Source organism: Methylobacterium nigriterrae, from assembly GCF_037106235.1.
GTDB classification, from domain to species: Bacteria; Pseudomonadota; Alphaproteobacteria; order Rhizobiales; family Beijerinckiaceae; genus Methylobacterium; species Methylobacterium nigriterrae.
In genome coordinates this window covers 1-16,877 of sequence record NZ_JBAWTG010000034.1, presented here as the reverse complement: position 1 = coordinate 16,877, position 16,877 = coordinate 1, and the positions used below count along the sequence as shown (strand labels likewise).

The following is a 16,877-nucleotide window of genomic DNA, read 5'->3' as shown; positions in this document are numbered from 1 at the left end:
CATGCGCGCCCGGCCCGCATCCGGGGCCCGTCCGCTAGCATGGCCGTCGCCGCGCGCCTCGCCTCCCTGCTCGTCCTGCTCGTGCTCTGGCAGCTCGCGGCCACGCTCGCCGACACCCGGACGCTGCCGGCGCCGAGCGCGGTCGCGGCCTTCGTGCTGCGGGAAGTCGAGACCGGCGGCATGCTGTTCAACGTCGGCGTGACGCTCGCCCGCGTGGCCGTCTCCTTCGTGATCGCCATGAGCCTCGGCATGCTGCTCGGCGTGCTGCTCGGGCGCTCCCGGCTCGCCGACCGCACCCTAGACACGCCGCTCCTCGTGGTCCTGAACACCCCCGCCCTCGTCATCACGGTGCTGGCCTATGTCTGGCTCGGCCTCACCGAGACCGCGGCGATCGTCGCGGTGGCGCTCAACAAGCTGCCGAACGTCGCGGTGATCATGCGGGAGGGCGCGCGCGGCCTCGATCCGGGGCTCGAAGAGATGTCCCGCACCTACCGGTTCGACCGGCGCACCTGGATCGCCCACGTACTCGTGCCCCAGCTCCAGCCCTTCGCGGTGGCGGCGGCGCGCTCAGGCATCTCGCTCGCCTGGAAGATCGTGCTGGTGGTCGAGCTGATCGGCCGGCCGAACGGTGTGGGCTTCGCGATCAACTACTATTTCCAGCTCTTCGACGTCACGGCGGTCATCGGCTACAGCCTCGTCTTCATGACGGTGATGCTCGCCATCGACACCCTGGTCCTGCAGCCCATCGATGCGCATGTCCGACGCTGGCGCTGACGGAATCGCCGCGACGGGGGCGGTGCTGCGCGTTCGCGTGGCGCGCAAGGTCTATCGCTCGGCGCGCAGCGAGCCCGTGGAGGCGGTGCGCGGCCTCGACTTCGCCGTCGCGCCGGGCGAGGTCGTCTGCCTGATCGGCCCCTCCGGCGCCGGCAAGACCACGACCCTGCGCATCCTGCTCGGCCTCGACCGCGACTACGAGGGCGCCGTCGAGCCGGACCCGCGCGAGGCCGGCTCCGGCATCGGCATGGTCTTCCAGGATCCGCGGCTGCTGCCCTGGCGGACGGTGGAGCAGAACGTCCGCCTCGCGCTGCCCCGCGAGCGGCGCGGGCGCGACCTCGACGCTCTGTTCGAGCCCCTCGGGCTGACGCCCTGGCGCGGGCGCTACCCGGGCGCCCTGTCGCTCGGCATGCAGCGCCGGGTGGCGCTCGCCCGCGCGCTCGCGGACGATCCGCGCCTCCTCGTCCTCGACGAGCCCTTCGTCTCCCTCGACGACGCCGCCGCGGCCTCCCTGCGCGGCCTCGTGGTCGAGACCGTGGACCGGCTCGGCATGAGCGTCCTGATGGTGACCCACAACGTCGCCGAGGCGATCGAGATCGCCGACCGGCTGCTCCTGCTCTCGCCCCGCCCGGCGAGCCTCGTCGGCGCGGTGCCGCTGAGCCTGCCCCGCGGCCAGCGAAACCGAAGCTGGGCCGAGGCGACGCGGCGCGACCTCGCGGGCCGCTTCCCCGGCGTGATCGCGGATTAGAGCCGGTTGAGGGCATCGTCCGCCGGAGCGGCACGAGGCCATGCGGCCAAAGGCTCGACGCGCGATCGGAGCCGCGCTTCGCGCCCGAAGCCCGTCCCGGACGGGGCCGCGGAGACGCCTCAATTCGCCCTGGCGTCGACCTCGAGCTTGTCGAGAACGGCGCCGGGAGAGGCGGCGGTGCTGAGATCGGCCACGCCGAGCCCCGCGGCATCCTTCGCCCGGGCACTCACCGAGAGGCGGCCCGGCTTCGCCACGAACTGGCCCATCGCGGCGCCGATCGCCCTGGCGGCCGGCGAGTTGCCGAGGATCACCGGCACGCCGAGCACGCTCGCCGTGACGTATTCCTGGCGCAGCTCGTCCGGCTTGAGGCTCAGCACCTTCGACTGGGCCGCGATGAAGCGCTCGAACAGGCCGGTATTCTCGATGGTGAGGTCGACGGCCTTGGCGGTCGCCGACAGCATCGCCAGGCCCGAGACCGCGGCGTCGGGATCGAACATCTCGGGGCTGATGCCGCCGAGCGTCCCGGCGAGCCGAAGGGTGCCCATGTCCTTGCCTGAGACCGAGACCTCCTTCAGGGCGAGCTCGCGCTTGGCCTCGTCCCAGGCCGTGTCGGCGACGACGTTCAGGTCGAGATCCTGGTAACCGTAGGCCGCGAGCGAGCCGAGGCCCGGCACGCCCGCGACCGTCGAGGCCGGCAGCGTCAGGCCCGTGAGGCTGATGCGGCTCGCGGTCGGCACGCCGTCGCGCGGCGGACCGAAGGTGACCGCCGCGTTGCGCAGGGCCACGCGGACGGAGGCCGGTGCGGCGGCCATCGGCTTCGGGCCATTCGGCCCGGCCTTCGGGGCGCCCGCCGCGCCGCGCCGCGCGGAGGGGCCGAGCGGATCGGCCGCCGAGTCCGGCCCCGCCTCCTTGGCCGCACCCTTCGCGGCGGCGATGTCGGCGGGCGGCAATTCGAGGCTGATATCCTGCAGGGCGAGCGTGCCGATGACCGGCGTCAGCCGGCGCAGCGCGTCGTCGGTGGGCCGGGAGTCACCCGGCTTGCCCTCAACCGACTTGCCATCAACCGACTTGCCCTCAACCGACTTGCCATCAGCCGACTTGCCCTCGGCCGCCGAGAGCCGGCGCAGGGTCGCGACCGTGGGGGCGAGCGAGAAGCCCGTGAGCGAGACCCTCCCGACCCGCGAGCGCACGCCTCCTTGCGCGAAGGCGATGTCCTCGAGGCTCAGCCCGGCCTCCGCGGCTCCGCCGGCGGGATTGGCGAAGGCCATCCGGCCGACCTCGATCAGCAGGGGTTCCTTCGCCCGGGTCTCGCTCAGGCTGAGACCCCGCGCCTCGAGCCCGCCCACCGAGACCGCCTCGACGAGATCGGCGGCCGCGCCCGTGATCCGGGCGCGCTCGGCCGGGCTCGCCCCGTCGGGATCGACGCCCGAGAAGGCCTCGAGGGCGCCGTTCCAGCCGCCCGGGATCTGCCGGCCGCCGAGGTCGCGGCCCTCGATGCGGGCAAGCTTCACCGTGGTGCCGCGGTCGTCGGTATAGACCACGTCCGCGATCGAGACCGTCGCGTAGACCTTCTGCACCGGCCCCTTGCCGTCGCCCGGCACCGCGTAGAGGCGGGCGAGCGCGGCGAGATCGAGATCGGTCGCGGCGATCGGGCCGTAGGTGCCCGAGCCCGTCTCGGAACCGCCCGCGACCGTGACGGCGGCGCCCGTCGCGGTGAGTTCGGCGGCGCGGCCCGCCCGCACGTCGCGGGCGGTGACGTCGCGGTAGACGACGGACTGGCGCGAGGGCCCTGGCCCGGCATGCTCCGAGCGCAGCTCCGGGATGGTGAGGCTCGCGGCGTCGAGCCGGGCGAGGCGCTGCGCCCAGGGCTCGGCCGAATCCGGCCTCAGAATCGCCAGGAGATCGTCCTTCGAGAGGCGGGTGCCGCTCACAGTGATCCGGGGTGCCCGCAGCACCGTCGCGCCGAAGGGCAGGGCGAGATCCTGCAGCGTCACGTCCTGGACGGCGGAGGCGGCCTCCTGCGCGAGCCCCGCGCGGGGCGAGGCCACGAGCCCGGCGCCGGACAGGAGGGCGAGCGCACAGACGGAGGCCAGTGCCGCCCGCGCGAATCGGGCGCGGCGCTTCGGATGGGTCATGAGCTTGTCCGGATCGCTGACGGGGGCGCTGGTCTCAAATCGGAACGCACGGCCCGCATCCGTGCCGCAGTTTCCGCGGCGAGGCAATCGGGCCCCGGCGCCGCGCGTCGGCACGGGCAGGTGTCTGTCATCCGGGAGCAACGGTCCGCGCGGCGAGCCCGGAGCCGGGCCTCGTCAGAGCGAGAACGAGGTGCCGCAGCCGCAGGAGGCGGTGGCCTGCGGATTCTCGATCTTGAAGGATTGGCCGATCAGGTCGTTGACGAAATCGATCGTCGAGCCGGCCATGTATTCGAGCGAGACCGCGTCGACCAGGACGGTGGCGCCGTCGCGCTCGACGGCGACGTCGTCGGGCTCGCGGCCCTGCGCCACGTCGAAGGCGTAGGAGAAGCCCGAGCAGCCGCCGCCGTTCACGCTGATGCGGAGCGAGGAGCCGGGCGGCTCGGCGCCCATGATCTCGTTGATGCGCTTGGCGGCGCGGGGCGTCAGGGTGATCTCGGCCATCTCTCGCAACGATCCCGTCTCTCGGACCCGTCTCACAAGGGGCGCCCGCCCGCGACAAGCCTGGGGCCAAACCAACCCCGCGGCGTTTTCGCGATTGCCAGACGCGCTCCCGGTCACAAGATATGGACAAGGCCCCGCCGCCGCAACGCGGCCCGGATGCGGGGCGCCCGGTACGGAGAGGAGCGGCCTTGCGGCAGAACGGTGAGCGCTGGCGCGCGCCCTACGCCACGGACCCGGCCGCGACCCGCGGGCGCCTGATCCCGGAGCCCGGCTCGCCGACCCGCAGCGACTTCCAGCGCGACCGCGACCGCATCATCCACTCCACCGCCTTCCGGCGCCTCAAGCACAAGACCCAGGTCTTCGTGCACCACGAGGGCGACCATTACCGCACCCGCCTCACCCACACGCTGGAGGTCAGCCAGATCGCGCGCGCCCTGGCCCGGGCGCTCGGCCTCGACGAGGATCTGGCGGAAGCGCTCGCCCTCTCGCACGACCTCGGCCACACCTGCTTCGGGCATACGGGCGAGGACGCCCTCGATTCCTGCATGGCCGAGCACGGCGGCTTCGATCACAACGCCCAGGCGCTGCGCATCGTGACCCGGCTGGAGCGGCGCTACGCGGCCTTCGACGGGCTCAACCTCGCCTGGGAGACGCTGGAGGGCCTCGTCAAGCACAACGGCCCCCTGCTCGGGCCCGACGGCCGCCCGGCCCCGCGCTACGCGGCCGGCGGCATCCCGGCCGCGATCCTCGAATACGACGCGGCGAACGGCCTCGACCTCGCGCGCTTCGCCGGGCCGGAGGCGCAGGCCGCCGCGCTCGCCGACGACATCGCCTACGATTCCCACGACCTCGACGACGGGCTGCGCGCCGGCCTGTTCGACCTCGCCGACCTCGCGGAGGTGCCGTTCCTGCGCGGGCTGCTCGAGGAGATCGAGGACCTCTACCCGGGGCTCGAGAGCGCGCGGCGCGTGCACGAGCTCGCGCGCCGCGTCATCACGCGCTTCGTCGAGGACGTGATCGCCGAGAGCGGACGGCGGATCGCAGCGCTGGCGCCGGGCAGCGTCGAGGCGATCCGGGATGCCGGCGCGCCCGTCATCGCCTTCTCGGCGGCGATCGCCGAGGCGGACGCGCAGATCAAGACCTTCCTGTACGCCCGCATGTACCGGCACCCGGGCGTGATGGCGGTGCGGGCGCACGCGGCCGAGATCGTCGTCGACCTGTTCTCGGCCTTCGCGGAGGATCCCGCGCGCATGCCCGAGGAGTGGAGCGCGGACCTCGCCGGGGCCGGGGAGGGGCGGACCCGCCGCCGCATCGCCGACTACATCGCGGGCATGACCGATACCTACGCGGTGCTGGCCCACCGGCGGCTGTTCCCGACGACCCCCGACCTGCACTGGAACCCGGAGAGCCGCGGCCTGCCGCTGGCGGAGCCGTGACGGTGACCGGCCGGACCGCAGCCTCCGCCGCGCAGGAGCGCCGCGCTGCTGACGACAGCCGCGCCGCACCCGACACCCGCGCCGCCTACCCGCGCCATGTCGGCCTCGGCACCCGCTGGGGCGACAACGACGTCTACGGCCATGTCAACAAGGTTGGGTTGTTCGGCTAAACCCTTGATTTTGTTGCCTTGAAATTCGTCAAACTCGGTCCAATCGCTTCGAAATTCGATGCCATTCGGTCCACGACGGTCCACGGTGGCGCCGGCGGAGCGCATGTGCGGCAGCCGTTCAGAAGGATGCAGCCTACCGCTGGCCACGCGCCGAAAGGAGTATATGCTGGCTTGGAAGACGTATTTTTCCTATTTTTGAATATAAGTCGAAGTATAGTGACGTACCAATAACTCCGTGTGGCTGCGAAGGCACGGATATTACCGTAACCGTTTTGTATTCTCCCCGCTGATCGCTTTAGTACGTGTCGGGACTTTCGTTCCCGCGCTGCGCCTCCGTCAGGGCAGGCTACGCGATGTCGAAGAGTGCGGACGAACTGGTTCTGGAGCTGCGAGAGCAGATTAGCCAGCTTCAAAAGCGCCTCGCGGTCGCGCAGGATGATCTGGTTGCAGCGGCCCATGAGGCCGGTGCGGCTTATGGCCAAATCGAGCGCCTGAAGGCGAAACTGATCGCGCTCACAGCGGACCGCGATGCATGGCGAGAGCAAGCCGAGCGTTCATGGTGGCGACGGCTGACGGGCTAGGCGACCACACGGCTACAGCAGTGCTGAAAAGCGCGCATGGGTCACCGACCACACGCCGCGTCGAGGGGGCATTGAGACGGGTGTAGCCGGTGCCTGCCACCCTGATCGCTCGGCAGGGCGCAAGCTGAAGCCTGCTCCGCGAAGTGTGCTGGATTGTTTCTGGCAGGTGTCACCGGCCGCACATCGGAGGGGGGGTTAACCGAGCACGGCCGGCGACTGCCACCCCACTCGCGACAGGGCGCTCATCTGCATCTGCCGTAGGATCATGCGGCGACAAGCGCGGCAAAACGGCAGGAAGTTCTAAGTGCCGCCGGCCGGCGCTTCCCGGGGGCGAGGTTGCGCGCCAGCCGGCGGCGTGGGCGGCAACCGATCAGGAAAAATCCGCCCGCCGCTCTCTTAGCGCCGAACCTTGGCCATAGAACCCCTGGTGTACCAAGTAGCTTGAGTATCCGGCGGGAATGAAACGGAGGCTCAGCGATCAAGCGCCACTGAGAGCGGAACCGGCCGGCGTTCCGCATGGGAACGCCGAGGTGGCCGTCACGAACCTCGACCTCTGGCCCCACCATGTGCCTCCAGACCAAGCGCCATCAGCCGCCGCACCGCCTCAGGCCGGGTGGGCCGCGGCTCCGGCTGCGCGGCGATCCACGCATCAAGCAGTGCCAGCAGAGGCGGGTGAACGCGGACGAGCACCGGCTCACCCTGGCCGGTAGCTGGTCTGCCGCCGCGTGGTCTTTCGTTGCCGTGATTCATAGTTTTTGATATCATAAACTGGGTGGGCCGAGTAGGTCACTGCATTGCCTTGCGGCCCTATTTCCAAGGAGATTCCAATGCGTGAACGTGATCTGGCATCGGCCTGCGGCTGGGCGGTTGAACAGCTCGGCCTGATGGACAGCGAAGCCTCGCACTGTTGGAACAACGACCGCCTCGACGCTGAGGTCGGCCGGTACAATGCCGTCGTCGAGCGTGCCACGATCGAGCCCGCGGCCTCGCCGGAGGAGCTACGGGCTAAGGCAGCACTCGCCTTCGCGGCTCTCGACGCCGCCGGCACGCTCAACGAAGCCAACCCCGACGTCATGCTGGCCGCCGCTGTGCTCCAGGAAGTTGCTGGCCGCACCTGACGCCAACGCAGGGCAGCAGAACCTCCAATTTAATTGAAAAAACTGGGCTCTGAGACCGCATCGGCGCCCAGCGAAGCGCCGGCAATATATGGCCTGAGCGCCGTGACGACATCATCCGAAGTGTTTGCGCGTGCAAACACCGAGCGGTCGCAGAGGATGTGACTTAGCCCGAGAGGCTGTACCCGACGTCGAGTACGCGGTTCGGCGCGGGCGCGCGGACGTAATTACTCATATGTAGTAACTTCCGGTCTGATCCCGAGGGGCCGGCGGGGGCGCGCCGCACCAAAGGGCCCAATCCGCAAGATGCGCTCGCAGGTAGTCACGGCCGCGCGGGGGCATCTCCCGCCGCCTCGTTGCGCGTTCGACGATAGATCTCGAGCGGCGAAACACCCTCGGCGCGCGCCTGTTCGACATACGGCAGAAGTTCATCGGCTATTTTCGCGACCGTCTTGCCGGGGAGGCGGGCTTCCGTAGCAAGCTTCCCAAGATCCGTGGCCAGAGTCGCGGCTCGCAGCTTGTGCTCTTTTTCATCAAAAGCAGCACCGGGATTTGCGCGCATCACTTCATCAAGAGCCATAAACGCCGCCCCAAGACCGCGCTTCTGCCCGCCGCGATCATGGGCTTCGGCGCCTTCGGGCACGGCGCCAGGGGGACGGATAGACTCAAAGATGGCCGTCACCGCTTTGAAAGCCTGATCAAACCGATAGGGATCTTCGAGCCAGTCGGCGTCGGGCTTATTCAGGTTACTTATTGTCTCGATCGTCGAATAGATAAGCTTCATCAGCGCGAAATCGCGCCGGTTCCCGAAAATATCGGACACCGAGCGGTCATCATCAAATGAGCGCCGAAGCCTGTCGACGATCTCTGTGTTCATTGAGACGCCGCGCCCTTGAGCGGCTCGCTCCAGCGCCGCCCGGTCGGGCTCTTTCAGGCGCAGCTTAAGCTGAACCGTATCCGATTGCTCTCTGTCGGTCATTGCACTGTTCCCCTGCGCTGCTGGCCCGCAATCGTATCAAGCCGTTGCAGCACCGCAAGCGGTCCCTTGACACCAAATGTGGTTCTACCAGAATGACACCACATTCGGTCCCACACAGGAGCACGCGATGGCAGACATTCGCTTGAGTCACACAGAGCGCAGGACGATCACCGTCGAGGAAGCTGGCCGGCGTCTCGGGGTCAGCCGGGGCTCGGCCTATGAAGCCGTCCGGCGGGGTGAGATCCCGACGATTCGGATCGGGCGGCTCTTGCTCGTCCCGCTCCCCGCCTTCGAGCGCCTGCTGGACCAGCCCGATCGCACGCAGCGGGGGGCGGCCTGAGCCATGGAAAAACCCGCGCATCGCGGGGCGACGGCGGGTTCCTCGATTGCTTCCAGGCAAGTCAGCGATCGGGAATATGCCACCGACCGGCCCGCAGATCAAGCAAATCATCGGATTGCGCCCGAAGATTTGAGCCACGGAAGCACCGACATGATTCGCCACGAGATGCAGGGGCGGATCTACATTCTGTCTCACCAGATCACCGCGGCTTACGACCACTTGGAAATACTTGATTATTACGGCGCTAAACGCATTCTGATCTTAGGCGCCAAAGTATTCAACGACCTGTTGGAGCTGCTTGACCTTCTGGAGGACGCGAAGACGCGCGAGCGCCAGCGCCGCCAGAGCCACCGCGACGGAGGCCGCGCGTGAGGGCCCCGCGCATCAATCTGGACGCCTTCGCCCGCCACCTGCTGCCCGACAAGCCGGATCGCGCGGACGATGGGCGGCCTCTGAACGGGGCGCGCGGGCCCGGCCTTCACACCGTCGAGCCGGGGCAGTTCCCGGAGCGGCGGCGCGACGCGGAACGAGCCGCGAATGAGGCGTCCGCCCCCGGCTTGGGGCAGATGTCTGCTGCCGACCTGATGCGGAAGGAGTTGCCTCCGGTTCGCACCATCGTTCCCGGCTTTATCCCCGAGGGCCTGACCTTGCTGGCCGGGAAGGGCAAGATCGGGAAGTCCTGGCTTCTGATGACGACAGCCATTGCGGTCGCCACCGGAGGCGTCGCACTGAACCACATCCTCGTGGACCAGGGCGATGTGCTCTGCCTCTGCTTGGAAGACAACGAACGGCGGCTCCAAAAGCGCTTGGCGCAGTTGCTCCCGGGCGGGAAGGTCCCGGACCGTCTCTTTATCGACACCAAGGCTCCCGGCCTGGATGCCGGGCTGATCGAGGCCCTGCGGCAGTGGATCGATCGTGTCCCCAATCCGCGCCTGATCGTCGTGGACGTTTTGAACCGTGTCCGCCCCGCTCAAGGGCGGAATGAGAGCGTGTATGACTATGACGTGCGGTCCCTCAAGGGGCTCCACTCCCTCGCGGCTGAGCACCGGATCGGCATCCTCGTTTGTCATCACAGCCGGAAAGCTGAGGCCGAGGACCCGTTCGACTGCCTGTCCGGCTCAACGGGTCTGACTGGCACGGCCGACACGACGCTGGTGCTGGCTCGCACCAGCCAAGGTACAACCTTGTACGGAAGGGGCCGCGATATCGAGGAAGTCGAGAGCGCCGTTTCGTTCGATCCGGCAACGGGCACCTGGACCCTGCTTGGCGATGCGACCGAAGTTCGCCGTTCCGATGAGCGCAGTAAGATCATCCAGACCCTCCACGGCAGCGAGCGCCCGCTGAGTCCGCAGGAAATCGCCGACCTGACCGGCGCCGATTACGCCGCCACCCGCAAGACCCTGACGCGGATGGTCCAGGCCGGCGAGATCCACAAGATCGGCCGGGGCCAGTACGTCGCGACGCCGCGAACCCCGCGCCTCTAGCACCCCTGTCACAACGGTCACAAAGTCACAAACCTCAATCCAGCCATGACACCCGAACCATACCGATACCCTCAAAGTGACTTTGTGACCGTTGTGACAGAGAGTGGGCACTTCTCACCCTTTCCTGTCCTCTTCGAGAGTCCTTCCCTAGGGAGGACGATCCTTGAAGGCTCTGGAAGGGCCGAAAACAGGGAAGTTTGTGACAATTGTGACAGGCGGGGTTTTCCAAGATGTCACATTCCGCTGGTTCGAAAACGCTGTTCGGCCACCTCTCGCAGCTTTGCCGACTTTGTGACTTTTGAGCCCTCACAGTCTGCCACATCAGTCACAAACTCCTTTCGCGGTCGACCAGCCCGGCACCGCTGGGGGAGCGCGCGATGATCGCCGCCTCTGACGGCTGGGGGCCGTTCCGCCCGGACATCGACTCGGCCGAGCGCCTCGCCCGGTTGCGGAGCTTGCGGGCCCTGGTTCGCGCCTACTGCGGCGCCCGCGGACAGACCCTGTGCGCTGCCCTCGCGGAGGCTGAGACCGACCCGGACGCGCTGACGCTGGCCCTGGCCGCCCTCAACCGCCTCACCCCGCACGACCGCCGGCACGTCCTCGCCGCCTTCGCCGCCCTGTCCCGCCTGACCCGACTGACCTGCCCCTCGAACCGCGACTGACGCCATGACGAACGACACGCCCGCCAGCGACTCGGCCGAGGATCCCTACAGCGTCCACGACCCGGCCCGTGCACGCCGTATCAATGCCGTCGTCTACCACGTCGTCTTCGAGTTTCTTCGGACCCGCGATGACGTGCGTGCGTGGGCGGAGGACCTCGCCCGGCAGGCCGGGCCGCGTGCCGAGCCCCCGGTGGGCGAGGGCGAAGGCGAGGCCGGGTGGACGCCGCCACGCTTGACGAGCGCCGAAGCCGATGCCGCGCTGACCCTGGCTGCGAATGTGCTCGCGGCTGAGGGCCTGCCCGATGCCGCGCTCGTCGCCCGCCAGCTCGTTGGGGGCGGGCATGCCTGACTTGGCCCTAGCCCTGACGCCGATCGACCGCCAGCGCCTGACCGCGGCCCGGGATAGCCTGCAGGAATCGTTGGCGATCATCGACCGCGCGCTCGACTTCGAAGGCACGGCGTCGCCTGACCGGCCCGCGGTCGGTCAGCCCATCGCGCCGGGGGATGAGATCCGGCTCAGCACGGCGGCGCAGCTTCTCAGGTGCTCAACCCGCCACGCCACCCGCATCGTCGCGGCTCATGGCCTAGGATGGCGGCTGCCGAACGGTCGATGGTGCGTATCGCGCGGCCGTCTGCTCAAATTCATCGGTATTCCCGATAGGCAAACTGGTTGCTAAGCTTGCAGCCGGCTCTGGTCACCTGTGGATCATGGCGCAAATGTCCGGATTTCTGCTGTGCGCGCTCTCCGCAGCCTGACTCGCCGCCGTAGAATCGGCCCCATCACTATGAGGCTGATGCCGTGGCCAAGCGCAAAAACCACGACCGTGAACCCGTCGCGCCCGAGGCTCCGGCCCGCACGGTGGGCGACGTCGAGGCCGATCTCACCGCCGTCGATCGCGAGCACCGCGCGCTGACCGAGCGTCGGGGGCAGTTGGTCGAGCAGTCGGGGTTGCTCTTGTGTGAGCGGCCCGAGGCCGAGGCTGCCGGGCGCCTCGCGGCCCACGAGGATCGCGTCGCCGCCCTGCAGATCGCAATCCAAACGACCGATGCCGCCCTGCGCCGCTTGGAAGACCGCGAGGACGAGCTGCAGGCCGAACTGGAAGCCGTTGAGGCAGCAGCCGAACAGGCCTCCCGCTGGGAGCAATATCGCCGCGCCAGCGACGCTATCGACGCTGCCCGCAAGACAATAGGTGCCTACGAGAAGGCTGCGGTCCGCCTCGCCGAGATCGCCACGGGCATCCTGCAGGCGAATGCGCAGGGCAGCCTCGCCAATGACCGCCTGCCCGAAGGCGCCGATCTGCTCGGAACGGTTGAGCCGGATAACAGCCGTCCAGCCACCTATCCGCGGGAAGTACCCGTCGTCGACTTGATCCCCTACTGCCGGCGGACAGGCCGGCGGATGTCCGTTCCGTTCGTGCGCGAGAACGTCGAACTCCGACGCGAGCCGACCGGCCGCACGACCCTGAGTGGCACGTTCTCCCCCGCCCGCCCCCACCGAAGCCCGCTCTGCGACTTACGCATCCCCAGCTTCGACCCGAAGAGCGAATTCTATTTCTAAGTACAGGAGCAGTTTATGGGTGCACCCACCACGCAGATGAGAGCCTGGAGCGAGATCATGCGCCGTGTTGGCGAGCAAGAAGCCGCCAAGGTGAAAGAACAGATCGGAGAAGATCTGGACCGTCGCCTCGCGGATACCCAATGCCAGGAGGAGATTGCGCGCGGAGCCCGGGTCGCGCGCCGCGCCCTCGGCAAGCCGGGAGCGCCCAAGCCGACCACGACCGTCACCGTGACTCGGGACGCGCAGGTGCGGCGGGACAGGCGGGCGTACGACCAGAGCCTGCCGGGGGAGGCCTTCGCGCTCGGTGAGGAGCGCTTCGCCCACGACGGGACGCGGTGGCGCCGCACCGGCTAAGCTTCACGAGATCGCCCGGCGGGTTATCTCCGCCTGCTGAGCGGTGGGGGTGCGACGGCCTCAACGAGCCGGCGCGCGGGCTGTGGAACTCTTTCGGCACGGCCTCTGCGCTCCCGGCCCGTTCTGTCGCCCGCGGGCCCTGCGCGGAGCGGCCGGCGCTTTGCCATGGCGCCGGCCGTGGCAGGGGTGGATCATGCAGAATGCCCGTACACACCCACCACACCGCCCCGGCACCGGGGGACATACTGCAGCGGATTGGCGGCCGTCCTGCGCCACCCTCGCCCGTGGCGGGCAGGCAGAGCGAGGGTGGCGCACCGAGCGGGAGGATTGCTCGGGTCCTTCCGAAGGGGGGAGACCCGGGGGTCCGCGCGAGTCCGACACTTTCCTAGTCAGTGGCCCAGCAAACGCATTTCGCTTCGCAGAGATAGAGCGATTTTCCCATCAGGAAAACGAAACGGATGTCTGAAACGCGGGTGACCATCCTGGCCAACATCGAGGCCGCCATCGCGGTCAACCGGACCCAGATCGCGGAGCTGGACCGCCTCCAGGCGCATCTGGCGCGGGATGCCCGGAGCCTCGCCCTCGCCCGCCGCCTGGGCCTGTCCCTGGGCCCGCGCCCCTCACGCGTGAAAGGTTGATGCCATGGCCGACCCCCGGCTGATCTGCGAGGTCCGCGTCCAGGGTGGTGACACCCAGAACTCGACCGGCGGTCACGGACAGGCCACCGGGCCGACCGCCGGATACCGCGACTGGCTCACCGTCAGCATCTCGCAGGACTACGAGGAATTTTGGCCGATCCGCTTCCGGCTGGTCTGCGCCGAGCCGGATCCCAAGGTGTTCCGGCTCAAGCCCGGGGACCGGGTGGACATCACGCTCGCGGGCGAGGAAGCCCTGATCGGCGGCTACATCATCGCTCGCCAGACGGCCTACGACGGCTCCCGCCACGCGGTCGAGGTGTCCGGCTACGGCAAGGCCGAGCTGATCACCCGGGCCTCGATCGACACCAAGACGCAGAACGGCCAGCCCGGAGGCCAATACCGGGGGTACACGCTCAGCGCCATCGCCAACGCGGTGCTGAAGCCGTACTCCATGAAATTCCAGTTGCAGGACCCGCCCGAGGGCGCGGACGAGCCGTTCCCCAACGTGGTCGTGCGAACCGGTGAGAGCCCGTTCGAACTCATCGCCCGGCTCGCCAACCAGCGCGCGGTGCGCCTGTCCGCGGGCAAGGATGGCACCATCATCGGCACGGGCGCCAGCAAGAGCGGCAGCCTGATCCGGTTCGTGGAGGGACAGAACATTCTGGCGGCCCGCTGCTCGATGAGTGACCCGGGCGTGTCCGAGGTCATCGCCAACGCACAGCGGCCGGGCTCGGATCAAGAGTTTGGCCGGAAGGCCGCTGAGGTGAAGGCCAAGGGCAGCGCGGACGGCGGCCCCAGCACGTCCACCCGCATCATCATGGCCGAGATGCCGCTGTCCCCGAAGGAAGCGGCGCTCCGGGCGGACATGGAGGTTCAACAGATCGCCGCGACCCAATTGCGCGTGAGCGTCACCTACGCCGGCTGGCTGCGCCCCGGCATTGGCGGCCTGTGGGACTTGCAGAAGGATTGGGTGATCGTGCGCTCGCCCATGCTGTTCCCCAACAAGGGCGGCGAACTCGAACTCAAGCTGTGGGGCTACAGCTACCAGCAGGACGCCCAGGGCGGCTCGCAGACCACCGTTGATCTCGTGAACGAGATGGCGTTCTCGGCCCGCTACCGCAGCGCCAACGACACGAGCCAGTTGCCCAACATGGGCATCACCCCGGCGCAGCCCGAGAATGCAAGCTAGGCCAGGGCCGCGGCCTACCTGCTTGAGAAGGCCCTCTCTGAGGACAGGGCGGCGTGGCGATCGTAGGCGGCGAGATCGGGGATATGGGCGAGGAAAGGGTCAGGGCCGGGCTCGACTCCTGCGGCGCGCACGTCAAAAGGTTGGCTAGCCATCTGGGCTTTTTCCCGTGGTTCAGGTGGTTAGGGGCGGAACCGGGGTGGCAGCCCCAGTCCGCTCCGCCCTCTTCCGCCAGACTGCGAATGTACGCAATAGTACGCCTAACGGCGGTGCGCGCAGAATTTCCGGCAAATATCCGGCAGATAGCTCAGTAGGTTTCCGGGAGATCGCCAGCTGTTGGAACAGCTTTAGAGGGCGATCGTTGAGAGCGTGACAGGCTGTTATCGGGGGCCGCCATGGCGATGACTGGTCGGTTCTGGTTTTGCAAGCCATGGTGCGGAAGGCTCATCCTCCTCGTTGAGGGCCAGCGTCCGAAAAGCACGCTAAAAATTATAATTCTGAATCTCTCTGTAATGCTACTCACTAGCTCAGCTGGAAATTTGCGTGCAGCCGAATTTCTCCTAGGGTCTGGTGGGCAGGGCATAGATCTGACTGTAATAAAATTTTCTGACGAATGGAAAGTTTATCAAACAAATGATAAATTGTATTTACGATATACTTTTTACAAAAGCATAGCTGGAGTTTCAGACAATAAAACAACGAATTGGAATGTCTCATCAGGTGGATGTGCTCAGCTTGTTCCTGACTTTGTTCCTTATCGTGATCCTGTCAATGCGCTTCACGTGCGCGTAGATGCATGTGCAGGCGCGATCCAGTGCGTCGGGGGGCAACAAAGACTCAAAATCGAAGCATACTATCGCTGGAGCTATCGGGCGGAGGCGCACATTGTTGGTGATGTGAATATCGGTGGCGGAATCGGCTTGATTGATGAGAAGCGTGCTGCCGCGATTGATCAAGAATTCGTTCCAGAACTTTCGAAGCCTAAATGCTCCTCTGGTTCTTTTCGTGATCATATCCGCGAAGAGATACTGCGGTATAGGTAAGTCTTCGTTAACTCTCTGCCTCCAACACTCCGACATCCGGTTGAACGCTCGTTCGGACGCATGTCGGGGGCAGGGTGTGGGCGGCAGCTTCGTTTCATATCTGCGGGTCTCCACGGACCGGCAGGGTCGCTCCGGGCTCGGCCTGGAGGGGCAGCGCAAGGCGGTCGCGGACTACCTCGCGGCCGGCGGGAGCCTTGTGGCCGAACTGGTCGAGGTTGAGAGCGGGGCGCGGGACGCGCGCCCCCGCCTCGAGGAAGCCCTGGCGCTCTGCCGGCTGCACAATGCTACCCTGGTGATCGCGAAGCTCGATCGGTTGTCGCGCGATGCGCACTTCCTGCTTGGGCTTCAGAAGGCCGGGGTTCGGTTCGTCGCTGCCGATATGCCCGAGGCGAATGAGCTCGTGGTTGGTATCATGGCCGTGGTCGCCCAGGCCGAGCGGAAGATGATCTCGGCCCGGACCAAGGCAGCGCTGGCGGCGGCGAAGGCGCGGGGCGTGCGGCTTGGGAAGCCCGAGAACCTACGGAACCAGGACGCCGGGCAAGATCGCGGTCGAGCTCAGCAGGCTGACAGGGCAGCGAAGCGTGCGCAGGACCTCGCCCCCGTCATCACGGCTATCCGGGCGGCCGGCACGACCTCTCACGGTGGGATCGCCGCGGCGCTCAACGCCCGCGGCATCCCGGCACCACGGGGCGGGGCGTGGTCGGACGTGCAGGTGCGGCGGGTGCAGGTGCAGATACCTTAACCGCCATGACCCGGGTATCTACGGCCTGTTCGGCCTTGAACGTGTTCCGTGTGCGGGCGTTTTGCTCCTCCTGACTGGGAGGAGTGATGCTGGACGACGCAGAATGGAGAAAGCTGGAGCCGCTTATCGAGGCGTGCCGGCCGAGGGGCAAGACGCCGCCGCAGGATCTGCGTCGCACGATCTCGGCCATCCTCTGGCGGCATCAGAACGGGGCCAAGTGGCGAGCCATCCCGGCTGAGCTTGGTCCCTGGGCTCGCGCGGCTCAGACCTTCATCCGTTGGGCCCGCCTCGGTGTCTGGGAGCGCCTGCTCCGCCTCGCTCAGCATGCCGGGGTGCAGCTCGGGATGACGTTCCTCGACGGCACCAGCATCCGTGCGCATCAGAAGGCTGCAGGAGCCCATCGAAAAGGGGCTCACAAGCTGAGCGGGACA

The 16,877-nt window shown here is 67.6% G+C and carries 22 protein-coding genes; 19 read left to right on the top strand and 3 right to left on the bottom strand.

Annotated elements, in window-relative coordinates; genetic code table 11:
- The first annotated feature begins 39 nt into the window (after positions 1–39).
- Positions 40–774 carry an ABC transporter permease gene (locus WDW90_RS18210; RefSeq protein WP_336488842.1) on the top strand — a complete coding sequence of 245 codons (735 nt, stop codon included), beginning with the start codon at positions 40–42 and terminating at the stop codon, positions 772–774.
- Complete coding sequence (locus tag WDW90_RS18205; RefSeq protein WP_336488841.1) at positions 755–1,522, top strand: ABC transporter ATP-binding protein; 768 nt, start codon at positions 755–757, stop codon at positions 1,520–1,522. The genes WDW90_RS18210 and WDW90_RS18205 overlap by 20 nt, the downstream gene beginning before the upstream one ends.
- Positions 1,523–1,641: 119 nt before the next feature.
- Here the strand turns inward: WDW90_RS18205 and WDW90_RS18200 are convergent, their stop codons facing one another.
- Together WDW90_RS18200 and WDW90_RS18195 are read right to left on the bottom strand one after the other, a co-directional pair.
- Complete coding sequence (locus tag WDW90_RS18200) at positions 1,642–3,657, bottom strand: hypothetical protein (RefSeq protein WP_336488840.1); 2,016 nt, start codon at positions 3,655–3,657, stop codon at positions 1,642–1,644.
- Positions 3,658–3,831: 174 nt separating this feature from the next.
- A complete protein-coding gene (locus WDW90_RS18195; protein WP_336488839.1) occupies positions 3,832–4,158 on the bottom strand; it encodes a HesB/IscA family protein in 327 nt (108 codons plus the stop codon).
- Positions 4,159–4,346: 188 nt separating this feature from the next.
- Between WDW90_RS18195 and WDW90_RS18190 the strand changes: the two genes are divergently transcribed.
- The 4 genes from WDW90_RS18190 to WDW90_RS18175 all read left to right on the top strand — a co-directional run bounded on the left by WDW90_RS18190 (position 4,347) and on the right by WDW90_RS18175 (position 7,463).
- Positions 4,347–5,594, top strand: a complete 1,248-nt coding sequence (locus tag WDW90_RS18190; RefSeq protein ID WP_336488837.1) for a deoxyguanosinetriphosphate triphosphohydrolase — start codon at positions 4,347–4,349, stop codon at positions 5,592–5,594.
- Between the two features lie 2 nt (positions 5,595–5,596).
- Entirely contained in the window at positions 5,597–5,764 is a 168-nt protein-coding gene (locus tag WDW90_RS18185; protein ID WP_336488836.1) for a hypothetical protein, read from the top strand.
- Positions 5,765–6,117: 353 nt separating this feature from the next.
- Complete coding sequence (locus WDW90_RS18180) at positions 6,118–6,345, top strand: hypothetical protein (RefSeq protein ID WP_336488835.1); 228 nt, start codon at positions 6,118–6,120, stop codon at positions 6,343–6,345.
- Between the two features lie 827 nt (positions 6,346–7,172).
- Positions 7,173–7,463, top strand: coding sequence for a hypothetical protein (locus WDW90_RS18175; RefSeq protein WP_336488833.1), 291 nt, complete (start codon positions 7,173–7,175; stop codon positions 7,461–7,463).
- 319 nt (positions 7,464–7,782) lie between these two features.
- Here WDW90_RS18175 and WDW90_RS18170 read toward each other — a convergent pair whose 3' ends face one another.
- A complete protein-coding gene (locus tag WDW90_RS18170; RefSeq protein WP_336488832.1) occupies positions 7,783–8,439 on the bottom strand; it encodes a hypothetical protein in 657 nt (218 codons plus the stop codon).
- 127 nt (positions 8,440–8,566) lie between these two features.
- Here WDW90_RS18170 and WDW90_RS18165 point away from each other — a divergent pair, with 127 nt between their 5' ends.
- The 13 genes from WDW90_RS18165 to WDW90_RS18105 all read left to right on the top strand — a co-directional run.
- On the top strand, positions 8,567–8,779 hold the full coding sequence (locus WDW90_RS18165; protein ID WP_336488831.1) for an excisionase family DNA-binding protein: 213 nt from the start codon (positions 8,567–8,569) through the stop codon (positions 8,777–8,779).
- Between the two features lie 3 nt (positions 8,780–8,782).
- Positions 8,783–9,151 (top strand): hypothetical protein, encoded by a 369-nt coding sequence (locus WDW90_RS18160; RefSeq protein ID WP_336488830.1) that lies wholly within the window; start codon positions 8,783–8,785, stop codon positions 9,149–9,151.
- Positions 9,148–10,263 (top strand): AAA family ATPase, encoded by a 1,116-nt coding sequence (locus WDW90_RS18155; protein ID WP_336488828.1) that lies wholly within the window; start codon positions 9,148–9,150, stop codon positions 10,261–10,263. The genes WDW90_RS18160 and WDW90_RS18155 overlap by 4 nt, the downstream gene beginning before the upstream one ends.
- A gap of 377 nt (positions 10,264–10,640) precedes the next feature.
- On the top strand, positions 10,641–10,925 hold the full coding sequence (locus WDW90_RS18150) for a hypothetical protein (RefSeq protein ID WP_336488827.1): 285 nt from the start codon (positions 10,641–10,643) through the stop codon (positions 10,923–10,925).
- 4 nt (positions 10,926–10,929) lie between these two features.
- Positions 10,930–11,274: a hypothetical protein gene (locus tag WDW90_RS18145; RefSeq protein ID WP_336488826.1), complete on the top strand. Its 345-nt coding sequence runs from the start codon at positions 10,930–10,932 to the stop codon at positions 11,272–11,274.
- On the top strand, positions 11,267–11,602 hold the full coding sequence (locus WDW90_RS18140) for a hypothetical protein (protein WP_336488825.1): 336 nt from the start codon (positions 11,267–11,269) through the stop codon (positions 11,600–11,602). The genes WDW90_RS18145 and WDW90_RS18140 overlap by 8 nt, the downstream gene beginning before the upstream one ends.
- Before the next feature lie 122 nt (positions 11,603–11,724).
- The gene (locus WDW90_RS18135) at positions 11,725–12,483 is read left to right on the top strand and encodes a hypothetical protein (RefSeq protein ID WP_336488824.1); all 759 of its coding nucleotides are present in this window, start codon (positions 11,725–11,727) and stop codon (positions 12,481–12,483) included.
- Between the two features lie 15 nt (positions 12,484–12,498).
- Positions 12,499–12,837, top strand: a complete 339-nt coding sequence (locus WDW90_RS18130) for a hypothetical protein (protein WP_336488823.1) — start codon at positions 12,499–12,501, stop codon at positions 12,835–12,837.
- Positions 12,838–13,295: 458 nt separating this feature from the next.
- Positions 13,296–13,475 carry a hypothetical protein gene (locus WDW90_RS18125; RefSeq protein ID WP_336488822.1) on the top strand — a complete coding sequence of 60 codons (180 nt, stop codon included), beginning with the start codon at positions 13,296–13,298 and terminating at the stop codon, positions 13,473–13,475.
- 4 nt (positions 13,476–13,479) lie between these two features.
- Positions 13,480–14,664: a hypothetical protein gene (locus WDW90_RS18120; protein WP_336488820.1), complete on the top strand. Its 1,185-nt coding sequence runs from the start codon at positions 13,480–13,482 to the stop codon at positions 14,662–14,664.
- 392 nt (positions 14,665–15,056) lie between these two features.
- Entirely contained in the window at positions 15,057–15,704 is a 648-nt protein-coding gene (locus WDW90_RS18115) for a hypothetical protein (protein WP_336488819.1), read from the top strand.
- Between the two features lie 76 nt (positions 15,705–15,780).
- A complete protein-coding gene (locus tag WDW90_RS18110; protein WP_336488818.1) occupies positions 15,781–16,446 on the top strand; it encodes a recombinase family protein in 666 nt (221 codons plus the stop codon).
- Positions 16,447–16,532: 86 nt separating this feature from the next.
- A partial coding sequence (locus WDW90_RS18105) for a transposase (protein ID WP_336488817.1) occupies positions 16,533–16,877 on the top strand: 345 nt, incomplete at its 3' end.

Bases quoted from the DNA above. Each gene is read 5' to 3' on its own strand.
- WDW90_RS18145 (WP_336488826.1), top strand. From the start codon at position 10,930: ATGACGAACGACACGCCCGCCAGCGACTCGGCCGAGGATCCCTACAGC.
- WDW90_RS18180 (WP_336488835.1), top strand. From the start codon at position 6,118: ATGTCGAAGAGTGCGGACGAACTGGTTCTGGAGCTGCGAGAGCAGATT.
- WDW90_RS18200 (WP_336488840.1), bottom strand. From the start codon at position 3,657: ATGACCCATCCGAAGCGCCGCGCCCGATTCGCGCGGGCGGCACTGGCC.
- WDW90_RS18205 (WP_336488841.1), top strand. From the start codon at position 755: ATGTCCGACGCTGGCGCTGACGGAATCGCCGCGACGGGGGCGGTGCTG.
- WDW90_RS18125 (WP_336488822.1), top strand. From the start codon at position 13,296: ATGTCTGAAACGCGGGTGACCATCCTGGCCAACATCGAGGCCGCCATC.
- WDW90_RS18140 (WP_336488825.1), top strand. From the start codon at position 11,267: ATGCCTGACTTGGCCCTAGCCCTGACGCCGATCGACCGCCAGCGCCTG.
- WDW90_RS18165 (WP_336488831.1), top strand. From the start codon at position 8,567: ATGGCAGACATTCGCTTGAGTCACACAGAGCGCAGGACGATCACCGTC.
- WDW90_RS18175 (WP_336488833.1), top strand. From the start codon at position 7,173: ATGCGTGAACGTGATCTGGCATCGGCCTGCGGCTGGGCGGTTGAACAG.
- WDW90_RS18210 (WP_336488842.1), top strand. From the start codon at position 40: ATGGCCGTCGCCGCGCGCCTCGCCTCCCTGCTCGTCCTGCTCGTGCTC.
- WDW90_RS18150 (WP_336488827.1), top strand. From the start codon at position 10,641: ATGATCGCCGCCTCTGACGGCTGGGGGCCGTTCCGCCCGGACATCGAC.
- WDW90_RS18195 (WP_336488839.1), bottom strand. From the start codon at position 4,158: ATGGCCGAGATCACCCTGACGCCCCGCGCCGCCAAGCGCATCAACGAG.
- WDW90_RS18160 (WP_336488830.1), top strand. From the start codon at position 8,783: ATGGAAAAACCCGCGCATCGCGGGGCGACGGCGGGTTCCTCGATTGCT.
- WDW90_RS18130 (WP_336488823.1), top strand. From the start codon at position 12,499: ATGGGTGCACCCACCACGCAGATGAGAGCCTGGAGCGAGATCATGCGC.
- WDW90_RS18120 (WP_336488820.1), top strand. From the start codon at position 13,480: ATGGCCGACCCCCGGCTGATCTGCGAGGTCCGCGTCCAGGGTGGTGAC.
- WDW90_RS18170 (WP_336488832.1), bottom strand. From the start codon at position 8,439: ATGACCGACAGAGAGCAATCGGATACGGTTCAGCTTAAGCTGCGCCTG.
- WDW90_RS18115 (WP_336488819.1), top strand. From the start codon at position 15,057: ATGGCGATGACTGGTCGGTTCTGGTTTTGCAAGCCATGGTGCGGAAGG.